The sequence below is a fragment of the Herbaspirillum sp. RV1423 genome (genome assembly GCF_000577615.1).
Classification (GTDB): Bacteria; Pseudomonadota; Gammaproteobacteria; order Burkholderiales; family Burkholderiaceae_D; genus Herbaspirillum.
On record NZ_CBXX010000033.1, the window covers coordinates 39,475 to 65,615 of the forward strand.

The window sequence follows — 26,141 nt, forward strand, 5'->3', positions numbered from 1 at the left end:
CGCAAGCCACCTGGCGTGTGACCTGATCATCATTCTGGCGTCCAATGCCAGGGACAAGGCTGACGCCAGAGAATCAATCAGTGTCTGGTGTCACCGCTCGAATTCTGGTTCTTTGGAAAGCTGATTTACGTTCGCCGACAGAAAAATATCGGGTCTCGCTTTTTCCACGTCGGCAGCCGGTGCAGCGCTGGCAATGTAGTCACGAACGGCCTGGGGACCGCCCTCGCCGAGCAGATCCCGCGCATCAGTGCCAACTTGACTTGTCGCAGTAGGCACGGCCAAAGCGAACCCCGTCACCTTGGCAGCTTCAAACGCCCTCGGGATGGCGCTTGATTTCAGTCTTCCCGCCGCGTCACGGCCGATGTCGTGGTCAGTCGCGATCACGACACCCGGAAATGAATCGAAAAGGCCCGCATTTTTGACCCATTTGGCGACTTCCATCACATTGTTTGACGACAAGGCGCAAAGCGTGTTGCCTGCACCGCTCTGTTGAATCGCAAGTCCTGTTGCCACCCCTTCACAGATCACGAGTGGCTTCGTTTTGTCAGCGACTGCCAGCCATGCCTGAATCGGAGCCAGGGAATCGCCGACGATTGCTCTCATCAACGAATCAGGAGCTGGGAAAGGCACAAAGGCGCCGACCGTTCGCGAGCCTTTGGCCATGATCTTGTCGGTGCTGAACGTAAGCTTGGGCATCAGGTGATGCACACCGCACACCTCCACCGTGTCTCGCCTGCCCATCGGATCAGGGCGAAACATGGGAACCATCATCGTGCCGGTATATCTATGATGCCCGGGATACACCCGCAACTGCGAGCCATCCAAAGTGGCATTACCTTTGACAAGGTGCCTATGATCAGCAGGCGGGTTTTCAGCAGCCATCCATGACTTGATGGTGTCTCGATTCAGATCCAGATCGGCCGGATGAATTTCAGGCGTTTTCACCGGGCGCGGTAAAGCAGGTGAAGACCGGGGTGGTGCAAGATCGCCATCCAGCCCCAAATCGCGTCCCGTGACAAACATGGTTTTCTTGCCATCACTGGTTTGCCTGCCTACCCGCCACGGTGCAGGCAGATCGATGTCGCCACGAAATGAAAAAGCGGTTGCAAGACCGTCGTTGGACACCAGCAGCTTGTAGACAGGTTTTTGATCCGAGCCATCGCAGTAACGTCCGTTCAAGCGCGACGGAATCAAACCCGCCGCCTGCAAGGCCGCATCAGCCGCTCGCCACACTTGTTCCGGGTCATACGAGCGCAGTTGCCCTGGTACAGACGAAAATTTGGGCACTTTGATCAATGCCGCCAGTTCTTGGTGCACGGTCAGCTGGTCAACATGCGCCCGCAGCGCCGGAGTCGATTTGTCGCCAATCGGGATGTCGCCTGCGGGAAGCCAAGGCTCACCCGCTGCAAGTCCTTTTTCTGCGTAGCGATGCCACATTTTCAAAGTACCGTCCCGTGCCAGGGACAGTCGGCCACCGGGCGTTCGGCTGGTTTCACCGGGCAGACGAAATTCGACCAAATGGTCCTTGACTTTGTGGATGTCGCAGCCTCGGGCAACAAGGTAGTTCTCAGTCTTTTGCAGTGAATCCATGGTGATTCCTCAAGAATCGAGCCCCATGCGCAAGCCTGGCGCGTGACCCAGATGACCATCACTCACCCAATGCGGCTTCCTGCGATCCGCAGCGTATTGCAAACGCTTTGAAAAACTGTTGAGCTTGTCTGCCACGCCACTTGGTTCTTGCTTGTAGTCAGCCTCAAATCGTTGTTGGGCAGACTTTGCATCGAATGAATTGGCAGGCATGCCACCAGTTTCGTTGCTGGTTGGCTGGCTTTTTCCGGAGCCGCCATCACGTGAACTGGCAAACGGATCAAAACGCGCATCAACAAAACCGGGAGCTTGGGTCTGGCCAAAACTTTGACTACCCGCGTTCAAGCCTTGCCAACCCACAGGACTGTCAGAAGGAGGCGGCGAGGGGGAGGGTGAAAATGCACCGAGGTGACTGCCAGTGCCGCCACCCGACTTGCCAGCCATGCCGCTTTGGACTGCAGCGCCCAAACCACCGGGTACGCCCTGGCCACCACTGCTCGCGTTCGCACTGGTTTGAAAAGGGTTGACAGGGTTGACCATGCCACTGATGCCACCACCAAATCCGACGCCAGCAGAAGAGCCACCAATGGCACCCGCAGCTCTTTGAACGGGCATTAACGCACCCATGGCACCGCCCGCAAGCCCCAGGGCGCGCGCACCAGCCGCACTTGCAGCAAGTCCCGCCGCCACCGGCGCGCCACCCACCATGCCAGCCGCAGTGCCAGCGCTTTGCAGAGACATGGCCACCGTGCCATTGAGCATCGACCCCGCCAGGCCGGGTGCCATGTAGCCAGTGACTCCATAGAACAGCGACGCGCCCCCCACACCCAAATAGTCACCAAAACTGGGGCCTTCAGGATGTGCGGCGTAGGCAGCTGCAATGGTGTCTTTCAGCGCTTGGGTAAAGCTATTGCCAAAGCCAATGATCAAATAAATCGTGAACAGCTTGACGCCAATGGAAATCGCATAGCCAAAGTATTTTTCAGACAAATTGTGCGTCCAGCGTGAGCCGGAAAACCCGAGCATCAAGGCACCCCCGCCAATAATCAAATAAGACTCAACCAATGTGATGAGCAGTTGAACGGCAATCAGACCGTAGCCAAGAATGATGAAAACAGAGGCAACGCCAATGATGATGGAGCTCAACATGAATTTGCCCAGGCCCTGGCCAGAGTTTGTCAAGGTGTTGATGATCATGCTGCCGGTGCTGGGCGCGGCATCATTGGAGAACTGCATCAGACTGGCGGCCACTTGCAAGCCTTGATCAAACACCGCCGATGGCGACAAAACCGAAGTCCCACCCACACCGGCACCGGCCGCCTTGAAGGAATTGATGATGGCAGGAATCCACTCGGGCGCCTTGATCAGCACCATGGCAAAAAATGACAGGGACATGACCTTGAACAAGGTCCCCACCATGATTTCCGAAAGCTCTGACTTTTTGAGCGTGAGCTGAATCGCCGACCAGGCGAATTCAAGGGCAGCCAAGCCAAAGAACAAATTGGTGGCGTAACCCAAAGCAGTCGTCATCCAGCCGCCGGATGCCCCTTGAACCTGACTCACCAGCGTGTCCATCATGCCAGCGGCATTCGCCCATGGCGTGATGCCGCACAGCAGCAGAAAAATGGCGACCCGCATCGATAGCACTCCGCTCAGTATTGGCCGGAATGGTTACGAAAGAAGTTGCGGTACAAAAGCTCGTCTTGGTACTTTTCGTTTTCCTGTTTGGCGATGGCATTCAGTCGGGCCTGTTCCGCCGCAATGATGGTGCCGTGCAGTGCTTGGGTTTCATTGATCATCATGCCGGCAATTTGATTGCCAGCCTGAATTGCTTGCAACCGGCCCGCCGCAGTCTGGGATGCTAACTGAATTTGCTGCAAAGCACTTTGCGTTGTCGAAAAATTGTTTGCGTTCAAGCCCAATTGCTGCAAAGCCGCCCCAATCTGGTTGTTCAAGCCCTTGTTCCAATTCACCAGATTTTGCTGTTGGTTCGAAAGCAAATTTCCGTTGCCGTAGGTTGTTTGCATGTCGGTGATGGAATTGACAGTGGCGTTCACAATGCCTTGCGTGTTTTGAATCGTGCTGACCAACGATGTCAAACGCGCCGCAATGCCGCTCCACGCCTGAATCGGAATGCCGAGCGTGTTCTGGTACATGTTCTGGTACATCTGGATTTGCTGCTGCAGCTGTTCCAGATTGCTTGAATAGACATTGACCAGCTCGGCGTTGTTCAGCCACTGGGTGGCTTCCATGGCACCCACAAACCCACCGCCACCGGCGTGAGCGGATGGTATCAACGCAAAAGCAAAGGCAGCCGCCACTGCGGCGCTGGAAAGCAGCTTCTTGGGCTTCATGGGATTTCCTTTATTGAATACTGTTGTCCCATACCGGCCAGACGCAAGTTGACGCAAAAAAGTGGCCCTCCCACGATCAAACAACCAGTAAAACCGTGGTGACACAGGGGAGGTCTGTGCGAGCGTCGGGCCAGATGCTCTTTGCTGACCTGTCACAGTCAATAGCTATCCCATAAACGGGCGGCATCGAACTGACCGCGTTCCCGCAACCAGGCAGACGGCCAGGTAAGCGCATCGAGCTTTTGCAGATGACGAATCCGCGCCAAATCCTCGCGTCCACTTGCCCCAACAAAGGCCATTTCCGGCGGAGTCAGTCCCAATTCAAAAACGCGGGAGCCGTCCGGGTGCAGGTGGTAATACTGGCGCTTAGGTATGGCATTGCTGACGATCTGGATTTGCCGACGGTTGAGTCCAATCGCTTGATACAGCCCGCACAAGGCTTCGGTTTGCGCTTGCGGGTTGGGCAACAGAATTTTTGAGGGACAAGACTCGAAAATCACATCGGCAATCCCGCTGCCAGACAGATCGCTCAGGGACTGGGTCGCAAAAATGACGGCCACGTTCGATTTGCGCAGCACCTTCAGCCATTCGCGAATCTTGGCCCTGAATGCAGGGTGCCCCAGCATGATCCAGGCCTCATCAAGCACCAACAAGGTAGGTTGACCGTGAAAACGCTGCTCAAGCCGGTGAAACAGGTAAGCCAGAACGGGCAGCACGATCTTTTCGCCGCGAGCCATCAGGTGTTCAAGCTCGAAGACCTGGAAGATGTCCGCCTGCAGTCCATCGCTTTCGGCATCCAGCAACCGCCCCGCTGATCCACGCAGCGAGTAGTATTCCAGCGCTTCACGCAGACGGTTGTCCTGCAGGGTCAACAGAAAGTTTGACAGCGTGCGTTGCTCCGCGCAGTCTGTGGAGGCCGCCAACTGGTTGACGGCGCGAAAGAGCTCTTTGCGCAGTTCTGGTGACATGGCCACACCTTGCAGTTCTGCCAGGCTTTCAAGCCATTCAGCCGCCCAGGTGCGCTCCAGTTCATTGTCAATTTGTCCCAAGGGGCAAAACGTGATGTTGTCCGATTCACCTGCAATGTCGTAATGCTGACCACCGGCAGCAGCCACCAAGGGGAACATGGAATAGCCCTTGTCAAAGACAAAGGCTTGCGCGCCCGGATAGCGGAAATGCTGCGCTACCAGTGTTGCCAACAGAGTGGACTTGCCCGATCCAGTCGGTCCGATGATGGCCGTGTGACCCAGATCGCCCGCGTGCAGACAAAGCCGGTAAGGTGTTGCACCATCAGTTTTTGCCTGCAACAGCGGCGCCGAATGCTCAGGATAAAAGGGACACGGGTGAGCATCCGGACCGGCCCAAATTGCCGTGAGGGGCAGTAAGTGCGCCAGGTTCAAGGTGTTGACCAGTGGGCGGCGCACATTGGCATACAGATTGCCAGGCATGCTTCCCAGATAAGCTTCCACCGCATTGACGGATTCGACCCGAGCTGAAAACCCGGCATTGGCGATCATCTTGGTTACGTATTGCGCGGCATCACGCAATTGTTGGAGGTTTGCGCTGGAGAGCAGGATAACGCTGGTGTAAAAGCCAAATCGCACCAGGCCGCTGCTGGCCTCAGCCATGGCGGCGACCGCATCCGCAGCCATATCGTCTGCATCCGCATTCACGTGGGTGACGCCGCCACCCTGGCTTGAGCGCATCAAGTTCATCAGTGACAGCCGCTTTTGCGCCCACTTTGAACGGTAGTTGCCAAGGGCCTTGTCCGCTTCACGCACCGGCATGAAAATGAAACGATTTGACCAGCGGTATTCCACCGGCAAGCGTGACAAGAAGTCCAGAATGCCGGGGAAACTGGCGCCAGGAAAGCCCGTCACGGCGATGCAAATAGCTGTTTTGTCGTCAATCCGGGGCTCGAATCCCGTCACAAAGTCGTGTTGGCCTAGTACCGCGTCAAGGTACATTGGCACCGTGCCCATGACAAAACTGGCGCGTGGTGCCAGAGCGACACAAGAAGCCAAATGCGCCAGAAGCTGACTCTCAACCGATCCGGTTTCAGTGTCGACAGTGTCCACCAGGCGACGGATCTTTAGCGTTCCTGCCAGCCGCGATTCAATTTCAGCCAGAACAGTTTTGAAGCGAGTCAAACTGCGCTCTGCCACTCCAGTCTTTTGAGCCCCGTCCACAAACAGCATCTCGGCTTTTGCCGCAGCATCACGGTCCGGATGCCAGCACAAGACCAGCGTGTAGTCACTTTGAAAGCCAGCCCAATCGCCTTCATGGGCGAGACGGCGGCAATCGTCCAGCAGTCGGGTGGTACGGTCCGGAAAAGCGCCGTCCAAAGGGTAACCAGGGGATTGACGGCGCACGGCATCCACATGCAAGCACCAGCCGTCATCAAGAGCCAGGGCCGCATTGATCCGAGCCGACACGGCCGCCAGTTCCTCTTTGGTGGCACTGTCCAGATCCGGGCCGCGAAATTCAAAACCCGCCAGCAGGCCACCAGATTTTGTGAGTACCACGCCGTTGTCGATCAGCGCCGCCCAGGGCAACAGATCCGGCAGGCCTTGGGCCTGGCTGCGAAATTCTTTCAAGAGCATTTTTCAGCCTCCGAATTTGCGCGGCGACGCAAACGGTGTTGCGGCACTCTTGTACAGCTTGCGGTATTGCAAACTGCGAGCAAAGGTCTTGGAGAGTTGGGGGTCAAAGTTGGCCGCGCGAGTCAGCACCCATGCGCCGACGGCCCACAAAATCAGACCAAAAATGGCGGCCCAGAGTTGAAACAAGGAAACAATGAACACACCGGCCACGATGCCCAGTGCCAGGATCAGCTCTCGCTCAGCGCCCAGCAGCAGCATGGGCCTGAGCATGGATTGATGCAACGGTACTGAAAAGTCAGCGCCGCTATCTTTGCTTTGATCAGCCATGATTTGCGATCAGAAACGACGGACCATCAGATCAAGGCGCCGCTGTTGACCAGACCGATCATGCTCAGGAAGTTGGCACCAAAGACGATCAGCGCCACACCGAGCACCACGTACAAAAGTTTCTTCGCAATTCCGCCCAAGTCGTCACCACCAAAAATCAGTGCCGCGCCTGCTGCCAGGAAGGCCACGGTCGAAATGCCGGTGGCCACCGGCCCAGTCAGGTTGTTGACCACCGTGGTGATCGGGCCGTCCCAGGGCAGGGCTGGGCCAGCGTGGGCCACCTGGGATACCAGTGCGGCCATGCCCGAGATGACGGGCGTGACCAGCTTTTTGAGTGATTTGATAGGCTTGGTTGTTTGGAAATGCACGATCTACTCCAGTTGGAAAAAAGACACCGGCCTGTTTGGCTGGTGCTTGATACCGCTGGACTGCAAATGAACAAATCGACGCGTCGCGCTCCCGTGCCATACAGCTCAACTACTCGGGTCTGGCGGAGTGAGAGGCCAGCAGCCGGACGGCAAAAGTTATCCACAAAACCACGGCATAGCACATACCGGCGAACACGGCATAGGACATACCGGCACGGCATAGCGCATACCAAACCACGGCATAGCAGGTACCGGCGCACGGCATAGCACATACCGCGACAAAGTAAAAATTGTCAAAATCTCAAGGCAAATCAATCGCTTGGGGGTGGTGCAAAATGCAGCTAATCTGTCTTTAATCTATCTCTAATCTGCGGCGTTCAAAACTGCCCCTGCATCGGGCTGACCCGGAGCGCCGTGGCACGCACACCCATCGGCTCGCCGGACACCATGATTGCCGCTCACGCCCTGAGCCAACAGGCCCTGCTGGTCACCAACCACACCCGCGAGTTTGCCCAGTTGCCTGGCTTGCAGCCAGGCAACTGGGTCACAGTTACTTGATTTGACGCTCGGGCTCAGGGCAGTCCGCGAAATCGACCACGCTTCAGCAAGTGCCTTGATTGACTTGCAGTTGGCATTTTTGACAGGTGCACCAAGTCTGAAGCATCGATTTTCCAAGTCCAGTTGGTGACTTCTTCCAGTTTTTCCAGGGCTGACTTGAGGTCCTGTTTGAATCCCTTGATGGCCGCATTTTGACTTCCGCACAGCCGGTGCAGGGTTTCGACTTTGACGGGGAAGGGCTTGGCATGGGAGCTGTAATAGCCGTGTAGCCACTGGGCAAGCGGCCGCTTTTTCAGCGCCATGCGCTGGTCAAATTCCACACTTGACCAGCCGTCGAGGCCATAGAGTTCGATGATTTTCGGGTTCATCTCAATGACGTAGCGGCCAGTCTTATCATCCCTGCCACCGTGGTGCAGGATGGCCCCGAAATATGCCCGGTGCGCATCTTTGATTTCCACCACGCTGGCCGCCAGCCGTGCGAATGCCCCTTTGAGCCATTCATGCTGGCTTTTGCCGTTGCCGCGTCCAATGCTCTTCAAGAATTGTGATGCGGTGAACTGAATCCGGCACCCAAGCCCGCCAGTTCTGGCCAGCTGCAGTGCTTGTTCCCAGACATCCAGATCCGCTTGATCCAGTTGTGGCCCTGTGTGAATGATCTTGATACCTTCGACGCTGGCTTTTTGCACGCGCTGCTGGAAAGATCGTGGGCCACGTCGTACCACACCAAAAAGTGCCGACCGCAGGACGCTGTTGGGAACACCCCGGCAAACTTCTGCCCACAGCGGCAACTGGACTTCCAAAGACTTTTCTGCAACGACGGTTTGCAGTGCCGCAGCTTGCTGCCCCCGTGCTTTGGCCAGTGCCAGGTTTTCTTCAAAGGTCCGCTTTTGGCGCATCAACCCGAGGCGCCTGTTTGATTCTTACGAGGCCGACCACGGCCACGCACCGGCTTGGTCAGTACGACCGTGGCCGGGGCTGCTTGTGCCAGCCCGGGGAGTGGGATGCGACCGGTGGTCGTGAGCGGCAAACCCAGGATAAACACCTGGATGTCTGATGACCGCCACCGAACGGATGCCCCAATTTTGACCGGGGGAGGGAAGCCGATTGGCGGCGTTTTGCGCCCGTATTGCCAATTCCAAATGGATGCTTCACTGATCTTGAGTATTGCCGCAACATCAGCAGCAGCCAGGAGTTCCAAACTTTGCATTCTGATCAACTTTTGAAAGTTGATCCCAGCGGGCTTCTTGGAGGTTTTGCGCGCCCACGCAGCCGGCGGACGGGATCGATAACCCGCCGACGCTTACGCGCAGGCGGTTGGCGGGCACGGGAAAAGCTTTGGCGTGAGTGTGTCGGTCACCGTGCACAGGACCGATTTGAAAATTGAACGCACGTGCAGTTCTGCTGCAACGATTGCTTTTATGGCCGACCAAAAAACCGATGATTGCGCCACAACCTGTGCGGTTGCAGCTCGCCGCAGTACCTTGGCAATTTTTTGTTGATGAGCATCCCTGTTCCTATTTTTTTGTTTGATGGCGTACTCTATTTGAGCCGCCTTGCCGATCCCTGCTTGTGTGGCAACGTGTGCCAATTTGACAAATACCATGCCAACCACAAGACATGCTGCCTGACCATAAAAATTGCCGGCAACAACGTCAAATTGTAAGATGCCGACAATCAGAAACTCACAAGCCAACATTGCTTTTCCATACGATTTTTGAACAAAGATATTCAAAATATGGGTGTCTAAAAAATAGTTGAATTGCATAAGGCGTTCGTTTTGAATTTGATTCAAAATTAGCCAAGTCGTCTCAGCTCAAAACCAATCGCACTCGACCAATTGGTTACTTCAGCTACTTCATCAATAATTCGGCCGGTGGAATTCCTGCGGATGGATATCACCATATTGACCGCTTCGCTGATTAACTCAGGTGCCGCAGGCACACCCGCTTCTTGAATTAACTGTCCGATTCGGACCAAGGCTGTACCAGTAGAATTTGCATGGACGGTGCCAATGCCGCCGGGATGCCCCGTATTCCATGCCTTCAGCAACGCCAGAGCCGACTTGTCCCGGACCTCACCCACAACAATTCGGTCAGGTCTTAATCGAAGCGTTGCTCGCAATAAACCAACTTGGTCAATATTGGCTGATGTTCTTAAAAATACCGTGTTTTTCACGCTGCATTGCAGCTCCAACACGTCTTCAATAATGACGATTCTGTGATCAGGTGATATGAAAGAAATCTCATTCAAGACGGCATTGGCTAAAGTCGTTTTGCCAGAGCCAGTGCCCCCGGCAATCAGGATATTTTTTCTGTCTGCAACCGCCGTTTTGATCAATGTGGCTTGCAGCTCAGTCATCACCCCGGTCCGAACATAGTCAGCCAGGCTAAAAATCAATGTTGCCTTTTTTCTAAGGGCAAAAGTTGGCGCTGGCACAACCGGTGGAATCAAGGCTTCAAACCGCGAACCATCCAAGGGCAACTCGCATTCCAAAATCGGGTTGTCAGGTGTGACCGTGGTACCCAGCATGGCCGCCACCGTGGCAACAATCGCCATGGCTCGTACACGGTCAATCTTGCCAATGCATTGCATCCCGCCTACATGGGAGTCAGTCCAGAGGTCGCCCGACGGGTTTAGCATGATCTCTACCACCCGGTCATCAGCCAGGGCGGCCAGGATGTCAGCGCCGAGGGCGCGCCGCAGTGCATCGTCCGACCTGCGGTGGAACTCATGGCTGGACGTGTTCTGGTGTGTGCTCATGCCGGCATACCGTCCATCCGCAAGCACAAAGCAGATCCATTTTCAGAGGTGCGCTAACCCGAGAATCCGACAGCACTGAAGGGGTATTGCCGTTGAATACTGGCTGTCGGCTGTCCAATTATTGGCCAGACACTTGCCTTATTTTGAGGTATTTATTCAGCTTGTGAAATTGTGGCCACTCTGTATATTTACAGACATCAACACATTTTCAAGGGATAAAAATGAAGGTAGCTGAGCTTGCCAATGGCATTATCAAAACGGCCTCTGCTGGCGAACAGAAGAACTTGCAAACCTTGAGGACTATTTGCAATAGTGACTCTGCGTTTGTTGCGGCAGTCAAGAAGTATCAAGCGTATCAAAAGTTGCTTCAAAAAGCTTTCTTACTCAGTCGAACCTGGCAAAAATTAGGCCAATCCCGTACCTGGAAAATTACTGTCAAGGCGCTGCAGGCCGCACTCAAGGCGATGGTGGCCGGGTTCAAACGCTTGACAGAATTTGCCGAGTTGCCAGATTCATTGAAAAGGCAGATTGAGAAACTAATCAAGACGAATAGTTTGCAAATATCGCCTGCTTGGTGAATAGCTTAATAAATCCGCAAAGGTGGTTCTTGATGGATACAAAACACTTCAGATCCTTGTCGAAAAAATGGGCTTTCAAACTGCGTGAAGATGCACGGGATATTGAGCAGGAAATTATTGTTTTTTATCTCACTCGGCAATCAGAAAACAAGAACCTTGACATCTTTCGACCCGGCCATGAAGGCGCACTGTTTGAGCTTCTGAAGCACAAAATCAGGGGCAACAACCTGGAAAGCTTGGGCGGCAGTGGCAGACGATTGGGTGGCGTGGGTGACGAAGACGATGCTGGCGAGATCGACATTCACGACGAGTTTGAGTCGCCAGATGAAAAGGCCGATCAGCTCGACAAGCGGCTGCAATTTGAGCAGGTGTTCTGCCAGGAACTGGACCAAATTGATGAACTGAACAATTTGGCCGGTAGCGACTTGGGCGATGCCTTTGGCTTCACGGGTGCAAATGGCCGGGCCGTTTTGTCCCAACTCAAAAGGCAAATTGTCGCCAGTGCCCAAAAGCGGTTCAACGCCAATTTGCGGGCTGTAAAGCCGTCCTCACGGGCGAAAGCCCGGCAGCAAACGGCGACGGCGTAACCGTCAGTCGCACGGCCGCCATGGCGGCAGGGTTGGCTGCAAAAGAAGACGTTTCAGGCAGTTTTGCCAGTTGCCCACCCGGTATTCTGGGTACCTTTTCCCCGGCTTGTCCGAACACCTTTTGGGCGTAGGTAGCGCCGATTTTTGAATCAAACCGGCCGGTGTTGTACATGCTCAGGGCGCCGCCGAGCGAGCCGGCTCTTCCATAGCTCGCAGCCAGAATGTTTGCCCCGGCAGCAATGTTGGTGCAGGGGTCGAACACCTGTTCCACAGTCAGCCCCAGCGCGGGCAAATTTTTGCTATTGATTTGCGCCAACCCCATATCAACACTTTCGCCACGGCCGACAGCCGCCACCGCAGCGGCCACGGCCACAGCTTTGGACGCAAAGGCCATTGATTTTCTTGTCGTGTTGTTGTTGACAACCCAGGGCTGGCCGCCGGATTCCTGCTTCACAACAGCGGCCATGGTGACCGGATCGACGGCGGGTGCACACATCATCAAGAGCTCAAGCACGGCGCCCCCAGTCAGCCAAATTTGGAGCCGATGATGAAAGCCGCCACGGTTGAAAACGCACCCAGCCCGACAGCGGCCAACACGTAAAGCGACATGAATGCCTCGCGGGCTGCAGCCAGGAGCTTGGCATCATCCAGGTCAACTTTGACCCGCCCAGGCGCAGCCTCCAAAGCATCCACTACCGCCTCAGCAACTGCAGGTTTCAGCGTCTCACCGACACGGCGCGGGAATTTTTGCAGTTCCCCACGCATGGCAGTCATCATGACCACAATCGACTCAAGGCTGTCATCATCGTGACCAGGTCCTTTCGCCAGCCCCGGCGCACCTTTGACCAATGCGCCAGACAGCGCTTCAAATTCGATGCGCATGGCTGCAGCAGGCACCTGGCGCAACAATACTGGCAAGAGCCAGATCCAGTTGGGATCACTCTCACCCATGCCGGCACGCACCGCCACGTCAACAATGTGTTGCACATCAGATGGCAGGCCAGAGGGCGCGAGCCGGGCCGCCAGTTCATCAATCAAGGTGCCAGCGCGGCGTGCAAGCGCCGCGGCGGGCGAAGGCGAGATGACCCCGGAAATGGTGTTGCCGATGCGCTTGTCTTCATCATCCACACCACTCATCTCGAAGACTCCAGGACAGCCAGCTTGCGCCCGGCAATGCCACGGTAGGTTTGGGCGACCGTGCGCGTGCCGATGGCCACACCAGATCCCGGCAAATTGCCCTTGTCGATCACCATGTGCAGGGGCATTGACCCGATCAACTCAGCCGCGCGTGGCATCATGGCTGGCAACTCCAGCTCCGACCATGCATAGTCCACGCCACTTAACAGGGTCTTGCGGATGCTTGATTTGTCCCAGAATTCAAAAGCCTTGCCAGGCCCGTGCTTCAGATTGATCAGCACCACCCCGTTTTGGTAAAACATGGGGCTTTTGCCAACGCGGGCCTCCAGCTGATTTGTGCTCGACGCATCAATGCCCATCACCCAGATCGGTGTCGGATTCATCAATGCCATCAGGCTTAACACTGACTCCGTGATGTAAAGACCGGCCGCAGACGGCAATGAAAAAACAAGGCGGATTTTGTCCGTTTCATTGATCTGGGTTTCAGCCAATTCGTTGATCAGATTCAGCCAGTCGTCTTCTGATTTGATGGGGCGTTGCAGGCCTATGACATGGATGTTGTTGACAGCCTCATTTTTGTAGCCGTTGTCACACACCACATCCGGGTTCATGGGATCGGCGTCAATGACAATCAATTTGTCAATCTTTGGCATTCCCGACACTTCATGGTTGATGAAGCTGTCTACCAGGCACCGGGAGACGAAGCTTTTGCCCACGCCGCCTTTGTCGCCGTCCACAAAATACGATTTGATCATGACCATCCTTTGAGTTGTTTAAATTCGTGCAAGAAGCTATTGGCTTGATTTCCACTTGGCGATGGCTTCGTCATACTGGAGTAGCGCGCGTTCGTACATGCCTCGTATCCTGTTTTCTGCGGCAATGATTTCGAACATGCCGTCGGGGATTTTTGCGTTGTCAGGGATAGTCTTGGAGACGGTCAAATAGTCATCAATATTCATCCTGGTGACGTCCAGCAATTCGCCTTTCACTTCGATGAATTTGAGCCTGGTGATTTCGTCTGGAAATACAGTTTGACTTGCCCCAATTGGTTGGGCTGCGCCATGTTTTCCACCTGACCGCGCCGTATCTGTGGTCACCGGCTTTGCCTGTTCATCAGGGTTGCGAGTCAGTTCGGTTGCCTTGGGCGCGGAGTCCGTCTCGGCAGCAAGAGCAGAGTAGGGCGTATCACCTTGAGCTTTGGCAGGCGTAAGCGGTTGAATTTGAAGACATGACGCTGATGGGGCCGGAGTCGCTGCACCGGGGGACCTGGGTTTTTTGCCTCTTTTTAATGGCTTCAGCCCGCGCTCTTCCCGAACTATGCCAAGGTGGCGAACAAGGTGCCCCTTGGTGATCTTTATGTCATGTTTTTGAAGCGCAGATGCGATTCTCTCCAGCGACATGCCCTGACCCAAAAATTCTTCAATGACCTCGAAGGCCGACCGCACGATCAGAGCGGGGTCATCCTTTTGGGCAAGTACAATTTCTTCACGAAGAATTGAATCTATTTCCGATTTGATGCTGTGCATGATCCCCATACCGACAGGGCGCAAGTTGTGGCGTGACAGGCGGCACGACAGGTGGCACAACCTGCTTGACAGGTACGCTGACAGGCGAATCAATTCACCAGCAGCGTGGAAGTAGCAGAGACTGAAGTGTGCGGGGTGGGGGATATCTGGTACGTTGGCGAATGAGTTGACTGGCCACTCCGGCCGTCGGTCTCGAACGGCAGGTTTGGAGCACGCCAAATTCAACACAACGATATGCCGGATACCCGACTGCGATAGGCGCACGCTAAGTGCCCATACCTGACGGCCAGACAACTGAAATTCCTGCCCGACAGCGGTCATTGAATCCGTTGAATTGAAAGTACCGACCCCCCGGCAAAGCCGGGAGCTTTCAAAATGTGAGCCGCTCAAAGTGGTGAATATTGAGTGGTTTCATGCGCCTTCAGTCACCTTGAACTTGGGGTACTCCTTGCCGCACGCGGCGGAGATTGCTCTCCGTCACTGTCTGCGAAGAGCTTGACAACGAGCTGTCGAATCCACATGTTGGAGGGATCCCGGTTGAACTTCGCATGCCAAAAGAGGTTGATTGCTATGTCTGGCAGGCGGACCGGATGGGGGGACGTAACAAGACCAAATGGCACTTCGCATCGCTCGGCAAACCGTTCCGGCAAAGTGGCGATGAGATCGGTAGTCTGAAGTATGTGACCCACAGCAATGAAATGCGGAACGACCAGGCGCATCTTGCGTTTGATGCCTGCGCGATCAAGCAAGCCATCCACTTCACCATGCCCGGTATTGGCGGCTAGGATGCCAACATGATCGAGTTCCGTAAATTGTTTGAGAGTCATTGGCGATTTAGCCAATGGGTGTCCCTTGCGAAACATGCAAACGTACTTGTGAAGAAAGAGCCGGCGCTGAAAAAAGCCGGTCTGCAAGTTGGGCAACAGACCTAGAGCCAAATCGACTGTGCCGGACTCCATATCTTCCTTCAGATTCCCAGCGTTAGGCCGTACGGTACTGATTCGCACATGGGGTGCTGCCTCAGACAAAGCATTCATCAGTGGCGGCACAAAGTACATCTCGCCGATGTCGGTCATGGCCAAGTTGAAGGTGCGCGTGCTGGCAAGTGGGTCGAAAGAGTTGCGTGTGGTGAATGCGGTCTGCAGCGCGTTGAGTGCGTAAATCACCGGTTCTGCCAAATGCAATGCATACGGCGTGGGTTCCATACCGCGTGAGGTCCGCAAAAACAGTTCGTCCTTCAACACGGCGCGCAAGCGCTTGAGTGCATTGCTGACGGCAGGCTGCGTCAACCCCAGCTTCTCTGCAGACGTGGAAACGCTGCGATCCAGCAGCAGTTGGTTGAAGACAACCAGAAGATTTAGGTCAATTTCACGCAGATCCATGCATCACCCCAATATTCACAACGGTGATTATATCTATTGGATTTTCTTTATAGACTTATATCAACGGTGTCTCCATAATACCTCCAAACAGGAGACAAAGGCATCAGCCTCAACATATGGAACTCGTCGTAAAACCTCTCAACGTGCGTCTGAATGTGGACAGCGGAAGCAATCTGCTGGACGTGCTCAGAGCCAACCAATTGCCAATTTCCTACAGCTGCATGTCAGGGCGCTGCGGTACCTGCCGTTGCCGTGTGCTGTCAGGTCAGGTGCGCAGCAGTGGACCTGAGGCCGGCAGACCACACACTGGAAAAGACGACTACGTACTGGCATGCCAATCGGTGCTGACCGACAACTGCGTGATCGAATTGCCCGAGGTCGACGAGGTTGTGGTACATACCGCACGCATTGTGAAGGGCACTGTCACTGCAATCGAAGAGGCAACCCATGACATTCGTCGCATTCGGGTCAAGTTGGCCAAGCCGATTGAGTTCAGCGCTGGTCAATATGCCACGGTGCAATTCACGCCCGAACACATCCGACCCTACTCGATGGCCGGCTTGAGTAGTGATGCTGAAATGGAATTTCAGATTCGCCGCGTGCCCGATGGCCGTGTCACCGCATTCATCTTTGAAGAACTCGAAGTTGGTGCTGCCATTCGCGTCAGCGGCCCTTTGGGTACTGCCTACCTGAGGCAAAAGCACACCGGCCCGATGCTCTGTGTGGGCGGGGGCACGGGTCTGGCACCTGTGCTGTCCATCGTGCGTGGCGCATTGGAGGCCGGCATGCAAAACCCCATTCATCTCTATTTTGGCGTGCGCAGTGCGAAGGATGTGTATGACCGCGAGCGCCTGAAGGCGTTGGCAGCTGCGCATCCGAATGTGATTGTTCACATTGTCGTCGCCACCGGCCCTGCCGGTGCAGGCCAGCGCAGTGGTCTGGTCACCGATGCCATTGAAAAGGATTTGAAAACTTTGGACGGCTGGCGCGCCTATTTGTGTGGTGCCCCTGCCATGGTGGACGCCTTGAACCTTCTCGTCACCCGCATGGGCGTGGAGTCCAGTCATGTCTACGCGGATGCGTTTTACCTTAGCGGTGTCTAAAGCCGCTGCATTCTCAGACTCATAACCACCGTAAGGAGGCAAGTAATGCGTGAACAAAAAACAGTATTCCCGGAAAACCCGACGTGGCCGGGGGAAGGAACCAGCAGGGTACCCTTCTGGGCCTATACCCGAGAGGATTTGTACAAGAAGGAACTGGACCGACTATTCTATAACGGCCACTGGTGTTACGTCGGCCTGGACGCTGAAATCCCGAATCCGGGGGACTTCAAGCGAACTGTGATTGGTGAACGCTCCGTCATCATGGTGCGTGATCCGGAAGGTGGCGTCAATGTGATCGAAAACGTTTGCGCTCACCGTGGCATGCGTTTTTGCCGTGAACGCAACGGTCATGCCAAAGACTTTTTCTGCCCCTACCATCAATGGAACTACAGCCTCAAGGGTGACCTTCAAGGTGTGCCGTTTCTTCGCGGCGTCAAGCAAGAGGGAAAAGTCAATGGCGGCATGCCCAAAGACTTCAAGGTGTCAGACCATGGTCTGACCAAGCTCAAGGTAGCCGTGCGGGGTGGCGTGGTGTTCGCCTCCTTTGATCATGACGTCGAACCTTTCGAGGAATTCCTGGGCCCGACCATTCTGAAATACTTTGACCGCGTCTTCGACGGCCGCAAGCTGGAGATACTGGGCTACCGGCGCCAGCGCATTCCGGGCAACTGGAAGCTGATGCAGGAAAACATCAAGGATCCGTATCACCCCGGCCTGCTGCACACTTGGTTCTCCACCTTTGGATTGTGGCGCGCGGATAACAAGTCCGAATTGAAGATGGACGACAAGTTTCGCCATGCCGCCATGATCTCCACACGCGGCCAAGGCGGCAAGAACGCCGATGTGGTGTCAGGGGTGGACAGTTTCAAAGACCAGATGAAGGTCAATGATCCGCGTCTGCTGGACATCGTTCCGGAACCGTGGTGGGGTGGTCCCACAGCTGTCATGACCACGATTTTTCCGAGCGTGATCATTCAGCAGCAGGTCAACAGCGTGTCCACCCGCCACATCCAGCCCAACGGTCATGGCTCCTTTGATTTTGTCTGGACACACTTCGGCTTTGCGAACGACACACCGGAGATGAAAGAACGCCGCCTGATACAGGCTAATTTGTTCGGCCCGGCCGGTTTCGTTTCTGCCGACGATGGCGAGGTCATTGAATGGTCACAGCAGGGCTTTGAGCAAAAGCCATCGCACCGCACGGTCGTGGAAATGGGCGGGTACGACATTGGTGACACCGATCACATGGTCACCGAGACCCTGATCCGTGGCATGTACAACTACTGGCGCAAGGTGATGGGGGAATAATCATGATGGACTTCAAAACTTACTTCGAACTGCTCAATCTCTACAGCGACTACGCCATGGTCTGCGATTCGGCTGAGTGGGAAAAATGGCCCGAATTCTTTGTGGAAGAAGGCACCTACCGCCTTCAGCCGCGCGAGAACTTCGACCAGGGCTTGCCGCTGTGCCTGCTGGCATTGGAGAGCAAGAACATGATTCGCGACCGGGTTTACGGGGTCAAGGAAACCTTGTACCACGACCCTTACTACCAGCGTCACATTGTGGGAACACCCCGTGTGGTGTCTGTTGAGCGAGACATCTATGGTGAACGCATCACCTCGGAAGCCAACTACACCGTGATCCGCACCAAGTTTGATGGTGACTCGACGGTCTTCAATGTCGGGTATTACCGCGATGTTGTCGTGAGAACGCCTGAAGGGTTGAAATTTCAATCGCGGCTTTGCGTTTACGACAGCGAAATGATCGCCAATTCCATCATCTATCCAATTTAAGGGCAAGTCATGACTGAAAACTGGACCGATGCAGCAGCGCTTGCTGATGTTCCCGAGGGTGATGTGATGGCGGTGCAGGTTGCGGGCAAAGAAATCGCCCTGTACGAGGTGGATGGTGAAGTCTTCGCAACTGACAACATCTGCACCCACGGTGCCGCACGCATGAGCGACGGCTTCCTGGAAGGCCGAGAAATCGAATGCCCGCTGCACCAGGGGCGTTTCGATGTGTGCTCCGGCAAGGCGATGTGTGCGCCGCTGACGGAAAACATCCGCACCTACCCCGTGAAGATTGAAAACCTTCGCGTGATGCTCAAGCTCGACCAAGACTATTTGCAGGAGGTAAGTTAAATCAAAATAAATCAACCCACCCAACCAATTCCTATTTTTTTAAAACCAAGAGGAGACAACAAACATGATTTATGAAAACTTAGTGAGTAAAGCAGGGCTGACGCAAAAGCACCTGATTCATGGTGACAAAGAACTTTTCCAGCATGAGATGAAGACCATCTTCGCGCGGAACTGGCTTTTTTTGACCCATGACAGTCTGATTCCCTCCCCCGGCGACTATGTCACAGCAAAAATGGGCGTCGATGAAGTCATCGTCTCCCGTCAGAACGATGGCTCCGTGCGAGCCTTTTTGAATGTTTGCCGCCACCGGGGCAAGACACTGGTGAACGCAGAAGCCGGAAATGCGAAAGGCTTTGTGTGCAGTTACCACGGCTGGGGTTTCGGCTCCAACGGTGAACTTCAAAGCGTTCCCTTTGAAAAAGAATTGTACGGAGATGCGATCAAAAAGAAGTGCTTGGGCTTGAAAGAAGTCCCGCGCGTCGAGAGCTTTCATGGCTTTATTTACGGCTGTTTTGATGCAGAGGCTCCCCCGCTCATGGATTATCTGGGTGATGCAGCCTGGTACCTGGAGCCCATCTTCAAGCACTCAGGCGGTCTGGAACTTGTAGGCCCCCCGGGCAAAGTGGTGATCAAGGCCAACTGGAAGGCGCCCTCGGAAAACTTTGTGGGTGACGCATACCACGTGGGCTGGACGCACGCATCGTCTTTGCGCTCAGGTCAGTCGATATTTACCCCTCTCGCGGGCAACGCCATGCTGCCGCCCGAAGGCGCGGGCTTGCAAATGACCAGCAAATACGGCAGCGGCATGGGGGTGTTGTGGGACGCTTATTCCGGCGTTCACAGCGCCGACCTGGTGCCGGACATGATGGCATTCGGCGGCGCAAAACAGGAAAAGCTCGCCAAAGAAATCGGTGATGTTCGGGCGCGGATTTACCGCAGCCATCTGAACTGCACGGTTTTCCCGAACAACAGCATTTTGACCTGCTCCGGCGTTTTCAAGGTCTGGAACCCGATCGACGAGAACACGACCGAAGTTTGGACGTATGCGATCGTGGAAAAAGACATGCCGGAGGAATTGAAAATCCGCTTAGCCGACGCGGTTCAGCGCACGTTCGGACCTGCAGGCTTCTGGGAAAGCGACGACAACGACAACATGGAAACCGAGTCGCAAAATGCCAAGAAATACCAATCCAGCAACAGCGATCTGCTTGCCAACCTGGGTTTCGGCAAGGACGTCTACGGTGATGAAGTATATCCCGGCGTCGTTGGCAAGTCGTCCATCGGTGAAACCAGCTATCGCGGCTTCTACCGCGCCTACCAGGCTCACATCAGCAGCTCCAATTGGGCCGAGTTCGAAAACAGCTCACGCAGTTGGCATGCCGAACTCACCCAGACCGCCGATCGCTAATACAGGAGTCAACCATGATGATCAACACCCAGGAAGACCAGCTGGTCTCCGCGCACGACGCTGAAGAATTTCATCGCTACTTCATCGGACACGATAGCGCTTTGCTGCAAGAAGTCAACACGCTCCTAGCCAGGGAAGCACATCTGTTGGACATTCAGGCATACAAGGCTTGGCTTGAACACTGCGTTGCCCCCGAGATCAAATACCAAGTGATCTCGCGAGAACTTCGCTCCACTTCCGAGCGTCGATACCAACTGAATGATGCGGTGAACATCTACAACGAGAACTATCAGCAACTGAAAGTTCGAGTTGAGCATCAGCTCGACCCGCAGAATTGGGCCAACAGCCCGAAGATGCGTTTCACTCGCTTCGTCACCAATGTCATGGCAGCCAAGGACACGGGTGCACCGGATCTGCTGCATGTCCGCTCCAACCTCATTCTCCACCGCGCCAGGCGCGGAAACCAGGTTGACGTGTTCTATGCAACGCGAGAAGACAAATGGAAACGTAACGAAGGTGGTGGCATCAAATTGGTCGAACGCTTTGTGGACTACCCGGAGCGCATTCTCCAAACCCACAACCTGATGATCTTCCTGTGAGCCCTGGGGATGCCTGCCTGGATGGCGGGCATTCGTGATTATTTTTAACGGAAATTTATTGACATGAACACACAGCAAGTTGTTGCCATCACTGGCGCCGGCTCGGGCATTGGTTTCGAGTTGGTTCGCTCTTTTAAGGCAGCCGGTTATCGCGTATCTGCACTCGTTCGCAACGAGGAGCAAGAGGCGGGTCTTCGCAGTGAATTCAAAGACGACATTGAGATCGTGGCGGGCGATGTCCGTGATCACGCCACCAATGAGAAGCTGGTTAAACAGACGGTTGCCAAGTTCGGGCGCCTGGATTGCTTCATCGGAAATGCCGGGATATGGGATTACATGCTGAGCATCGATGAGCCTTGGGAGAAATTCTCGGGCAGTTTCGACGAGATATTTGACATCAACGTCAAAAGCTATTTCAGCGGCATCAGCGCGGCCTTGCCGGAGCTCAAAAAGACGAACGGATCGGTGGTGGTGACGGCTTCCGTTTCTTCCTATGCGGTCGGTGCCGGCGGTTCTTGCTACATTGCCAGCAAACATGCGGTGCTGGGCATGGTCAAGGCTTTGGCCTACGAATTGGCTCCGCACATCCGGGTCAATGGCGTTGCGCCAGGTGGCACGGTCACTTCTTTGGCTGGCCCGGCAAGCGCCGGTTTCGACAAAACCAAAATGAAAGACATGCCCGGCATCGATGACATGATCAAGGGCCTGACCCCCTTGGGGTTCGCAGCAAGGCCCGAGGACGTGGTGGCACCGTATCTTTTGCTGGCCTCCCGGGAACAAGGGAAGTTCATCACTGGCACGGTGATCAGCATTGATGGCGGCATGGCGCTCGGCCGCAAGTGAATTTTTAACTGAAGCAAATTTATCAACCCCGTTCTCAGGAGACACCCCATGAAGACGAAATTGTTTATCAACGACGCCTGGATCGATTCAGGTGACAAAAAATACTTTGATCGGAAGCACCCTGTCAGTGGCGAGACCATGACCCAATGCGCGAATGCGACGGTGGCCGATGCGGGCAAGGCGGCTCAATCCGCCCAAGAGGCGTTCAAGTCCTGGAAGGCCGTTGGGCCTTCGGAGCGGAGGCGCCTTCTCTTGAAGGTGGCAGAGGTCATGGAGAGCAAAACGCCCGAGTTCATTAAAGTGATGGCCAAGGAAGTGGGCGCCTCCGCGCTATGGGCGGGGTTCAACGTGCACCTGTCGGCCAATGTGTTCCGGGAAGCCGCCTCACTGGCCACGCAAATACAAGGTGAAACCATTCCGACGGACAAGGCTGACACCCTGTCGATGACGCTGCGTCAACCGGTCGGCCCCATCTTGAGTATCGTGCCATGGAACGGCACCGCAGTGCTCGCGGCGCGGGCCATCGCGTATCCGTTGGTCTGCGGCAATACCGTGGTGTTCAAAGGCTCCGAGTTCAGCCCCGGCACGCACGCGTTGATCGCGAAGTGCGTACAGGAGGCCGGCCTGCCCGCTGGCGTGCTCAATTATCTGAACTCGTCCCCGGACCGCTCGCCCGATATCGCCGATGCGCTGATTTCGTCTAAAGAGATTCGTCGCATCAACTTTACGGGCTCCACTCGCGTGGGGCGCATCATCGCCCAGAAAGCGGCCCAACATCTCAAGCGCTGCTTGCTGGAGTTGGGTGGCAAGTCCCCGCTGATCGTTCTGGACGACGCTGACATCGACGCGGCAGTCAAGGCCGCGGTGTTTGGCAGTTTCCTGTTCCAAGGCCAGATCTGCATGTCCACCGAACGCCTGGTGGTCGACGAGAAGATCGCGGACGAATTTGTCGCGAAGTTCGTCGAGAAAACCAAGAAGTTGAGTGCAGGCGATCCGTGCGTGACCGGGGACTGCGTCATTGGTCCGATGGTGTCGTCCAACTCGGGGGACCGGATCAATGGCCTGTTGAAAGATGCCATCGACAAGGGTGCCAAGGTCGTGTGCGGTGGTATGGCCGAGGGTGCGGTCATGCCCGCCACGATCCTGGACCACGTGACAGCCGACATGCAGATCTACGATGAGGAAACCTTCGGTCCCATCACCGTGGTTATCCGTTGCAAGGGCGAAGCAGACGCCATCCGCATTGCCAATGACAGCGTCTATGGCCTGTCATCGGGCGTGTTTGGCCGGGACGTCAACCGGGCCCTGCGCGTGGGTATGGCGATCGAATACGGCTCGGTCCATATCAACGGGTCTACCGTGCAGATCGAGGCGCAGGCGCCTTATGGCGGCACAAAGGCCACCGGTTATGGCCGCTTCGATGGACGCGCGGTGATCGACGAGTTCACGGAGCTCAAATGGCTAACCATTGAACCGTTCGAACAGCAGTATCCCTTCTAAGCCGAAGCAACAAAGGAGTTAAACCATGAGCAAGCAAGCAGCAGTCATTGAACTAGGATACATGGGCATTTCGGTCAAGGATCCCGCAGCGTGGAAATCCTTTGCCGCGAACATGCTGGGGCTTCAAGTCCTCGATGAAGGTGACAAGGACCGCTTCTATCTGCGAATGGACAATTGGCACCACAGAATCGTGGTCCATCACAATGGTCAAGATGACCTTGAATACTTGGGTTGGCGTGTCTCCGGTCAACCGGAATTCGATGCATTGGGCCAAAAGCTCCAGGACGCAGGCTACAAAGTCCACGTGTGCGACAAAGCCGAAGCACAAGAACGGATGGTACTGGGCCTGATGAAGACAGAAGATCCGGGGGGCAACCCGACCGAGATTTTCTGGGGACCTCGGATTGACCTGAACAATCCCTTCCACCCCGGTCGTCCCTTGCACGGAAAATTTCTAACCGGCGATCAGGGCCTAGGCCACTGCATCGTGCGTCAGAATGATGTTGAAGCGGCGCGTAAGTTCTATAGCTTGCTGGGATTTCGTGGAGATGTCGAGTACCGCCTTCCTTTGCCCAACGGCATGACCGCTGAACTGACTTTCATGCATTGCAACGCTCGCGATCACTCCATCGCGTTCGGCGCAATGCCTGCGGCCAAGCGCATCAATCATCTGATGATTGAATACACCCATCTGGAAGATCTGGGTTATACGCACCAGCTTTTCATGAAGAACAAGATTGACATCGCATTGCAACTGGGTATTCATGCCAACGACAAGGCGCTGACGTTCTATGGTGCAACACCTTCCGGCTGGCTGATCGAACCTGGGTGGCGAGGGGCTCCCTCCATGGCCGAATCGGAATATTACGTCGGCGACATCTTCGGCCATGCTATCGAGGCCACAGGATATGGTTTGGACGTCAAGCTGAGCTAACCATGCAATAGATGCGCAATCGGTCGCATCTATTTTTGTTGCATGCAGTTTTATATAAACATAAGGAGACAATGATGATCAAAAAAGCCATTTCCCTCGCCGCGGTTGGGATGCTGATGCTCAGCCATGCATATGCCGAGGATTCCCGCTGGTCCTACCGCATCGGTGCCACCAACGTGGCCTTCGATGCGAGCGCCGAAGTCTCTATGAATGGAGGGAGAGTGCCGGGAGGCAGTGCCGACGCCAGCGACAACAACGCTTTGACGTTTGATTTCGGCTATGTCATCAACGACAGCTGGAACGCGCGGTTGATCGTTGGCATTCCTCCCACCACAAAAGTGACGGGCGCAGGAACGCTGCCCCCCATTTTGTTGGGCCGCATTCAATACGCCCCTGCGGTTTTGTCGGTGACCTACAACCTGCCTCAGATGGGGGGATTCGCCCTTACGTGGGGGCGGGGATCAACTACACCCGAATTTTAAAAAGCGAAGACGCCAATCTGACCTCATTCGATGCAGATCATGCTTGGGCACCTGTGCTCCACATCGGCGCGGAAGCCGACATCAACCGCGACTGGTTTGTCAGCTTTGATCTCCGCAAACTTTATTTGAAAACAGATGCATCTGGGTTTCTTGGCCCGCAAGTCGCCACGGCCCGCGTAACATTGAATCCGTTGTTGACCTCGATTGCGATTGGTCGGAGATTTTGATCGGCCCACTTTGATTCCCAAGTTCTATTTACACCACCATTTTTAAAGGATATTTGAATGACAAGAAAGACCAGCAAAGCGACGCGCCTGACTGCAGAGGATATTCAAGGCGCATGGGTCATTATGCCGACCCCCTCCACTCCGGATGCTTCGGACTGGCGCAGCACGCACACGGTTGATCTCGACGAGACGGCCCGGATCGTCGAGGAGTTGATAGCGGCCGGGGTCAATGGCATTCTAAGCCACGGCACTTTTGGTGAATGCGCGACGCTGACGTGGGAAGAGAAGCGGGATTTTGTTTCAACGGTCGTCGAAACCGCCCGTGGTCGAGTGCCCTACTTCTGCGGCACAACAGCCTTGAATACCCGTGAAGTTATACGCCAGACCCGCGAAGTGATGGACATTGGTGCCCAAGGAACCATGCTCGGCGTGCCGATGTGGGTGAAGATGGATCTGCCCACCGCCGTGCAGTTTTATCGCGATGTGGCGGAAGCGGTGCCAGATGCTGCCATCGCTGTTTATGCCAACCCGGAGGCTTTCAAATTTGATTTTCCTCGCCCGTTTTGGGCCGAAATGTCCAAAATCCCGCAAGTTGTTACAGCCAAGTACTTGGGCATCGGAATGCTGGACTTGGATCTGAAATTGGCTCCAAATATTCGCTTCCTTCCGCATGAGGATGACTATTACGCTGCGGCCCGAATCAATCCTGAGCGCATGACCGCCTTCTGGTCCAGCGGCTCCATGTGCGGTCCAGCGACTGCCCTCATGCTTCGTGATGCGGTGACACAGGCCAAGACGACCGGTGACTGGACCAAGGCCAAGGCCATTTCAGATGACATGCGCGCTGCCGACGCCACACTGTTTCCACGCGGCGATTTCTCGGAATTCTCGAAATACAACATTGGTCTCGAAAAAGCACGAATGGACGAGGCGGGTTGGCTCAAAGCGGGGCCGTGCCGGCCACCCTATACGCTGGTACCAGATGAATACCTTGCAGGTGCTCGAAAATCAGGCAACGCCTGGGCCGCACTGCATACCAAGTACGCCGAGGAATTGAAGAAAACCAAAACGGCAACCGGCTCGAAAAAGAAGTGAGGCGAGGCCAGGTCCTGAGTCAGATATCTCCGATCAGCA

29 protein-coding genes are annotated in these 26,141 nt (G+C 55.2%); 15 read left to right on the top strand and 14 right to left on the bottom strand.

Translation table 11 applies throughout. The annotated features are described in order from the left end of the window. Nucleotides 1-90: 90 nt before the first annotated feature. The 6 genes from RV1423_RS21965 to RV1423_RS21990 form a co-directional block, all read right to left on the bottom strand. Complete coding sequence (locus RV1423_RS21965; RefSeq protein WP_011801888.1) at nucleotides 91-1,590, bottom strand: toprim domain-containing protein; 1,500 nt, start codon at nucleotides 1,588-1,590, stop codon at nucleotides 91-93. Between the two features lie 9 nt (nucleotides 1,591-1,599). Beyond that, nucleotides 1,600-3,225 (bottom strand): P-type conjugative transfer protein TrbL, encoded by a 1,626-nt coding sequence (trbL, locus tag RV1423_RS21970; protein WP_034301401.1) that lies wholly within the window; start codon nucleotides 3,223-3,225, stop codon nucleotides 1,600-1,602. A gap of 14 nt (nucleotides 3,226-3,239) precedes the next feature. Continuing rightward, nucleotides 3,240-3,941, bottom strand: a complete 702-nt coding sequence (locus RV1423_RS21975) for a conjugal transfer protein TrbJ (protein WP_011801886.1) — start codon at nucleotides 3,939-3,941, stop codon at nucleotides 3,240-3,242. A 158-nt stretch (nucleotides 3,942-4,099) separates the two neighbouring features. Beyond that, on the bottom strand, nucleotides 4,100-6,544 hold the full coding sequence (locus tag RV1423_RS21980) for a helicase HerA domain-containing protein (protein WP_011801885.1): 2,445 nt from the start codon (nucleotides 6,542-6,544) through the stop codon (nucleotides 4,100-4,102). Between the two features lie 3 nt (nucleotides 6,545-6,547). Beyond that, nucleotides 6,548-6,871, bottom strand: a complete 324-nt coding sequence (gene trbD / locus RV1423_RS21985) for a conjugal transfer protein TrbD (protein ID WP_011801884.1) — start codon at nucleotides 6,869-6,871, stop codon at nucleotides 6,548-6,550. Nucleotides 6,872-6,897: 26 nt separating this feature from the next. After that, on the bottom strand, nucleotides 6,898-7,239 hold the full coding sequence (locus tag RV1423_RS21990; RefSeq protein ID WP_011801883.1) for a TrbC/VirB2 family protein: 342 nt from the start codon (nucleotides 7,237-7,239) through the stop codon (nucleotides 6,898-6,900). A gap of 414 nt (nucleotides 7,240-7,653) precedes the next feature. On the opposite strand from RV1423_RS21990, the gene RV1423_RS30010 reads away from it, so the two are divergent. Further along, nucleotides 7,654-7,797: a hypothetical protein gene (locus tag RV1423_RS30010; RefSeq protein ID WP_011801882.1), complete on the top strand. Its 144-nt coding sequence runs from the start codon at nucleotides 7,654-7,656 to the stop codon at nucleotides 7,795-7,797. A gap of 14 nt (nucleotides 7,798-7,811) precedes the next feature. On the opposite strand, the gene trfA is transcribed toward RV1423_RS30010, so the two are convergent. The 3 genes from trfA to trbB all read right to left on the bottom strand — a co-directional run bounded on the left by trfA (nucleotide 7,812) and on the right by trbB (nucleotide 10,557). Further along, nucleotides 7,812-8,693: a plasmid replication initiator TrfA gene (gene trfA / locus RV1423_RS21995; RefSeq protein ID WP_011801881.1), complete on the bottom strand. Its 882-nt coding sequence runs from the start codon at nucleotides 8,691-8,693 to the stop codon at nucleotides 7,812-7,814. 404 nt (nucleotides 8,694-9,097) lie between these two features. Next, nucleotides 9,098-9,562, bottom strand: a complete 465-nt coding sequence (locus RV1423_RS22000; RefSeq protein WP_155835214.1) for a hypothetical protein — start codon at nucleotides 9,560-9,562, stop codon at nucleotides 9,098-9,100. 29 nt (nucleotides 9,563-9,591) lie between these two features. Continuing rightward, complete coding sequence (gene trbB, locus RV1423_RS22005; protein WP_011801879.1) at nucleotides 9,592-10,557, bottom strand: P-type conjugative transfer ATPase TrbB; 966 nt, start codon at nucleotides 10,555-10,557, stop codon at nucleotides 9,592-9,594. A gap of 221 nt (nucleotides 10,558-10,778) precedes the next feature. Here trbB and RV1423_RS22010 point away from each other — a divergent pair, with 221 nt between their 5' ends. Beyond that, complete coding sequence (locus tag RV1423_RS22010) at nucleotides 10,779-11,135, top strand: hypothetical protein (protein WP_011801878.1); 357 nt, start codon at nucleotides 10,779-10,781, stop codon at nucleotides 11,133-11,135. Nucleotides 11,136-11,167: 32 nt separating this feature from the next. Next, entirely contained in the window at nucleotides 11,168-11,722 is a 555-nt protein-coding gene (locus tag RV1423_RS30015) for a hypothetical protein (RefSeq protein WP_011801877.1), read from the top strand. On the opposite strand, the gene RV1423_RS22020 is transcribed toward RV1423_RS30015, so the two are convergent. The 5 genes from RV1423_RS22020 to RV1423_RS22040 all read right to left on the bottom strand — a co-directional run bounded on the left by RV1423_RS22020 (nucleotide 11,652) and on the right by RV1423_RS22040 (nucleotide 15,767). Next, entirely contained in the window at nucleotides 11,652-12,236 is a 585-nt protein-coding gene (locus RV1423_RS22020) for a lytic transglycosylase domain-containing protein (RefSeq protein WP_011801876.1), read from the bottom strand. The two genes, RV1423_RS30015 and RV1423_RS22020, sit on opposite strands and share 71 nt — an antisense overlap. A gap of 11 nt (nucleotides 12,237-12,247) precedes the next feature. Continuing rightward, nucleotides 12,248-12,859 (bottom strand): hypothetical protein, encoded by a 612-nt coding sequence (locus tag RV1423_RS22025; RefSeq protein ID WP_011801875.1) that lies wholly within the window; start codon nucleotides 12,857-12,859, stop codon nucleotides 12,248-12,250. After that, on the bottom strand, nucleotides 12,856-13,614 hold the full coding sequence (locus tag RV1423_RS22030; protein ID WP_011801874.1) for a hypothetical protein: 759 nt from the start codon (nucleotides 13,612-13,614) through the stop codon (nucleotides 12,856-12,858). Before RV1423_RS22030 ends, RV1423_RS22025 begins: the two co-directional genes overlap by 4 nt. A gap of 36 nt (nucleotides 13,615-13,650) precedes the next feature. Beyond that, nucleotides 13,651-14,385: a hypothetical protein gene (locus RV1423_RS22035; protein ID WP_155835215.1), complete on the bottom strand. Its 735-nt coding sequence runs from the start codon at nucleotides 14,383-14,385 to the stop codon at nucleotides 13,651-13,653. A gap of 425 nt (nucleotides 14,386-14,810) precedes the next feature. Then, nucleotides 14,811-15,767 (bottom strand): LysR family transcriptional regulator, encoded by a 957-nt coding sequence (locus RV1423_RS22040; protein ID WP_011801872.1) that lies wholly within the window; start codon nucleotides 15,765-15,767, stop codon nucleotides 14,811-14,813. Between the two features lie 116 nt (nucleotides 15,768-15,883). Here RV1423_RS22040 and nagAa point away from each other — a divergent pair, with 116 nt between their 5' ends. The 12 genes from nagAa to RV1423_RS22100 all read left to right on the top strand — a co-directional run bounded on the left by nagAa (nucleotide 15,884) and on the right by RV1423_RS22100 (nucleotide 26,102). Then, a complete protein-coding gene (nagAa, locus tag RV1423_RS22045) occupies nucleotides 15,884-16,870 on the top strand; it encodes a naphthalene 1,2-dioxygenase/salicylate 5-hydroxylase systems ferredoxin--NAD(P)(+) reductase NagAa (RefSeq protein WP_011801871.1) in 987 nt (328 codons plus the stop codon). A 45-nt stretch (nucleotides 16,871-16,915) separates the two neighbouring features. After that, the gene (nagG, locus tag RV1423_RS22050) at nucleotides 16,916-18,178 is read left to right on the top strand and encodes a salicylate 5-hydroxylase large oxygenase NagG (RefSeq protein WP_011801870.1); all 1,263 of its coding nucleotides are present in this window, start codon (nucleotides 16,916-16,918) and stop codon (nucleotides 18,176-18,178) included. A gap of 2 nt (nucleotides 18,179-18,180) precedes the next feature. Next, nucleotides 18,181-18,666: a dalicylate 5-hydroxylase small oxygenase NagH gene (gene nagH / locus RV1423_RS22055; RefSeq protein ID WP_011801869.1), complete on the top strand. Its 486-nt coding sequence runs from the start codon at nucleotides 18,181-18,183 to the stop codon at nucleotides 18,664-18,666. Nucleotides 18,667-18,675: 9 nt separating this feature from the next. Then, nucleotides 18,676-19,014, top strand: a complete 339-nt coding sequence (gene nagAb / locus RV1423_RS22060; protein ID WP_011801868.1) for a naphthalene 1,2-dioxygenase/salicylate 5-hydroxylase systems ferredoxin NagAb — start codon at nucleotides 18,676-18,678, stop codon at nucleotides 19,012-19,014. Nucleotides 19,015-19,078: 64 nt separating this feature from the next. Continuing rightward, complete coding sequence (nagAc, locus tag RV1423_RS29275; protein ID WP_011801867.1) at nucleotides 19,079-20,422, top strand: naphthalene 1,2-dioxygenase system large oxygenase NagAc; 1,344 nt, start codon at nucleotides 19,079-19,081, stop codon at nucleotides 20,420-20,422. A 14-nt stretch (nucleotides 20,423-20,436) separates the two neighbouring features. Continuing rightward, nucleotides 20,437-21,021 (top strand): naphthalene 1,2-dioxygenase system small oxygenase NagAd, encoded by a 585-nt coding sequence (nagAd, locus tag RV1423_RS22075; RefSeq protein ID WP_034301425.1) that lies wholly within the window; start codon nucleotides 20,437-20,439, stop codon nucleotides 21,019-21,021. Nucleotides 21,022-21,084: 63 nt separating this feature from the next. Beyond that, nucleotides 21,085-21,864 (top strand): 1,2-dihydroxy-1,2-dihydronaphthalene dehydrogenase NagB, encoded by a 780-nt coding sequence (gene nagB, locus RV1423_RS22080; protein ID WP_034301428.1) that lies wholly within the window; start codon nucleotides 21,085-21,087, stop codon nucleotides 21,862-21,864. 48 nt (nucleotides 21,865-21,912) lie between these two features. Beyond that, nucleotides 21,913-23,364 (top strand): aldehyde dehydrogenase, encoded by a 1,452-nt coding sequence (locus RV1423_RS22085; protein WP_034301431.1) that lies wholly within the window; start codon nucleotides 21,913-21,915, stop codon nucleotides 23,362-23,364. A gap of 25 nt (nucleotides 23,365-23,389) precedes the next feature. Continuing rightward, nucleotides 23,390-24,298: a 1,2-dihydroxynaphthalene dioxygenase gene (gene nahC, locus RV1423_RS22090; RefSeq protein ID WP_034301434.1), complete on the top strand. Its 909-nt coding sequence runs from the start codon at nucleotides 23,390-23,392 to the stop codon at nucleotides 24,296-24,298. A gap of 71 nt (nucleotides 24,299-24,369) precedes the next feature. Continuing rightward, the gene (locus RV1423_RS30955; protein ID WP_373419976.1) at nucleotides 24,370-24,780 is read left to right on the top strand and encodes an OmpW family outer membrane protein; all 411 of its coding nucleotides are present in this window, start codon (nucleotides 24,370-24,372) and stop codon (nucleotides 24,778-24,780) included. Then, a complete protein-coding gene (locus RV1423_RS30960; protein WP_373419977.1) occupies nucleotides 24,747-25,007 on the top strand; it encodes an OmpW family protein in 261 nt (86 codons plus the stop codon). Before RV1423_RS30955 ends, RV1423_RS30960 begins: the two co-directional genes overlap by 34 nt. Nucleotides 25,008-25,064: 57 nt before the next feature. After that, entirely contained in the window at nucleotides 25,065-26,102 is a 1,038-nt protein-coding gene (locus RV1423_RS22100; RefSeq protein ID WP_011801861.1) for a dihydrodipicolinate synthase family protein, read from the top strand. The last annotated feature ends 39 nt before the right edge of the window (nucleotides 26,103-26,141 follow it).

What these genes read in the sequence shown, in the direction of transcription:
- RV1423_RS21965 (WP_011801888.1), bottom strand. Translation starts at nt 1,590, where the DNA reads ATGGATTCACTGCAAAAGACTGAGAACTACCTTGTTGCCCGAGGCTGC.
- trbL (WP_034301401.1), bottom strand. Translation starts at nt 3,225, where the DNA reads ATGCGGGTCGCCATTTTTCTGCTGCTGTGCGGCATCACGCCATGGGCG.
- RV1423_RS21975 (WP_011801886.1), bottom strand. Translation starts at nt 3,941, where the DNA reads ATGAAGCCCAAGAAGCTGCTTTCCAGCGCCGCAGTGGCGGCTGCCTTT.
- RV1423_RS21980 (WP_011801885.1), bottom strand. Translation starts at nt 6,544, where the DNA reads ATGCTCTTGAAAGAATTTCGCAGCCAGGCCCAAGGCCTGCCGGATCTG.
- trbD (WP_011801884.1), bottom strand. Translation starts at nt 6,871, where the DNA reads ATGGCTGATCAAAGCAAAGATAGCGGCGCTGACTTTTCAGTACCGTTG.
- trfA (WP_011801881.1), bottom strand. Translation starts at nt 8,693, where the DNA reads ATGCGCCAAAAGCGGACCTTTGAAGAAAACCTGGCACTGGCCAAAGCA.
- RV1423_RS22000 (WP_155835214.1), bottom strand. Translation starts at nt 9,562, where the DNA reads ATGCAATTCAACTATTTTTTAGACACCCATATTTTGAATATCTTTGTT.
- trbB (WP_011801879.1), bottom strand. Translation starts at nt 10,557, where the DNA reads ATGAGCACACACCAGAACACGTCCAGCCATGAGTTCCACCGCAGGTCG.
- RV1423_RS22010 (WP_011801878.1), top strand. Translation starts at nt 10,779, where the DNA reads ATGAAGGTAGCTGAGCTTGCCAATGGCATTATCAAAACGGCCTCTGCT.
- RV1423_RS30015 (WP_011801877.1), top strand. Translation starts at nt 11,168, where the DNA reads ATGGATACAAAACACTTCAGATCCTTGTCGAAAAAATGGGCTTTCAAA.
- RV1423_RS22025 (WP_011801875.1), bottom strand. Translation starts at nt 12,859, where the DNA reads ATGAGTGGTGTGGATGATGAAGACAAGCGCATCGGCAACACCATTTCC.
- RV1423_RS22030 (WP_011801874.1), bottom strand. Translation starts at nt 13,614, where the DNA reads ATGATCAAATCGTATTTTGTGGACGGCGACAAAGGCGGCGTGGGCAAA.
- RV1423_RS22035 (WP_155835215.1), bottom strand. Translation starts at nt 14,385, where the DNA reads ATGCACAGCATCAAATCGGAAATAGATTCAATTCTTCGTGAAGAAATT.
- RV1423_RS22040 (WP_011801872.1), bottom strand. Translation starts at nt 15,767, where the DNA reads ATGGATCTGCGTGAAATTGACCTAAATCTTCTGGTTGTCTTCAACCAA.
- nagAa (WP_011801871.1), top strand. Translation starts at nt 15,884, where the DNA reads ATGGAACTCGTCGTAAAACCTCTCAACGTGCGTCTGAATGTGGACAGC.
- nagG (WP_011801870.1), top strand. Translation starts at nt 16,916, where the DNA reads ATGCGTGAACAAAAAACAGTATTCCCGGAAAACCCGACGTGGCCGGGG.
- nagH (WP_011801869.1), top strand. Translation starts at nt 18,181, where the DNA reads ATGATGGACTTCAAAACTTACTTCGAACTGCTCAATCTCTACAGCGAC.
- nagAb (WP_011801868.1), top strand. Translation starts at nt 18,676, where the DNA reads ATGACTGAAAACTGGACCGATGCAGCAGCGCTTGCTGATGTTCCCGAG.
- nagAc (WP_011801867.1), top strand. Translation starts at nt 19,079, where the DNA reads ATGATTTATGAAAACTTAGTGAGTAAAGCAGGGCTGACGCAAAAGCAC.
- nagAd (WP_034301425.1), top strand. Translation starts at nt 20,437, where the DNA reads ATGATGATCAACACCCAGGAAGACCAGCTGGTCTCCGCGCACGACGCT.
- nagB (WP_034301428.1), top strand. Translation starts at nt 21,085, where the DNA reads ATGAACACACAGCAAGTTGTTGCCATCACTGGCGCCGGCTCGGGCATT.
- RV1423_RS22085 (WP_034301431.1), top strand. Translation starts at nt 21,913, where the DNA reads ATGAAGACGAAATTGTTTATCAACGACGCCTGGATCGATTCAGGTGAC.
- nahC (WP_034301434.1), top strand. Translation starts at nt 23,390, where the DNA reads ATGAGCAAGCAAGCAGCAGTCATTGAACTAGGATACATGGGCATTTCG.
- RV1423_RS30955 (WP_373419976.1), top strand. Translation starts at nt 24,370, where the DNA reads ATGATGATCAAAAAAGCCATTTCCCTCGCCGCGGTTGGGATGCTGATG.
- RV1423_RS22100 (WP_011801861.1), top strand. Translation starts at nt 25,065, where the DNA reads ATGACAAGAAAGACCAGCAAAGCGACGCGCCTGACTGCAGAGGATATT.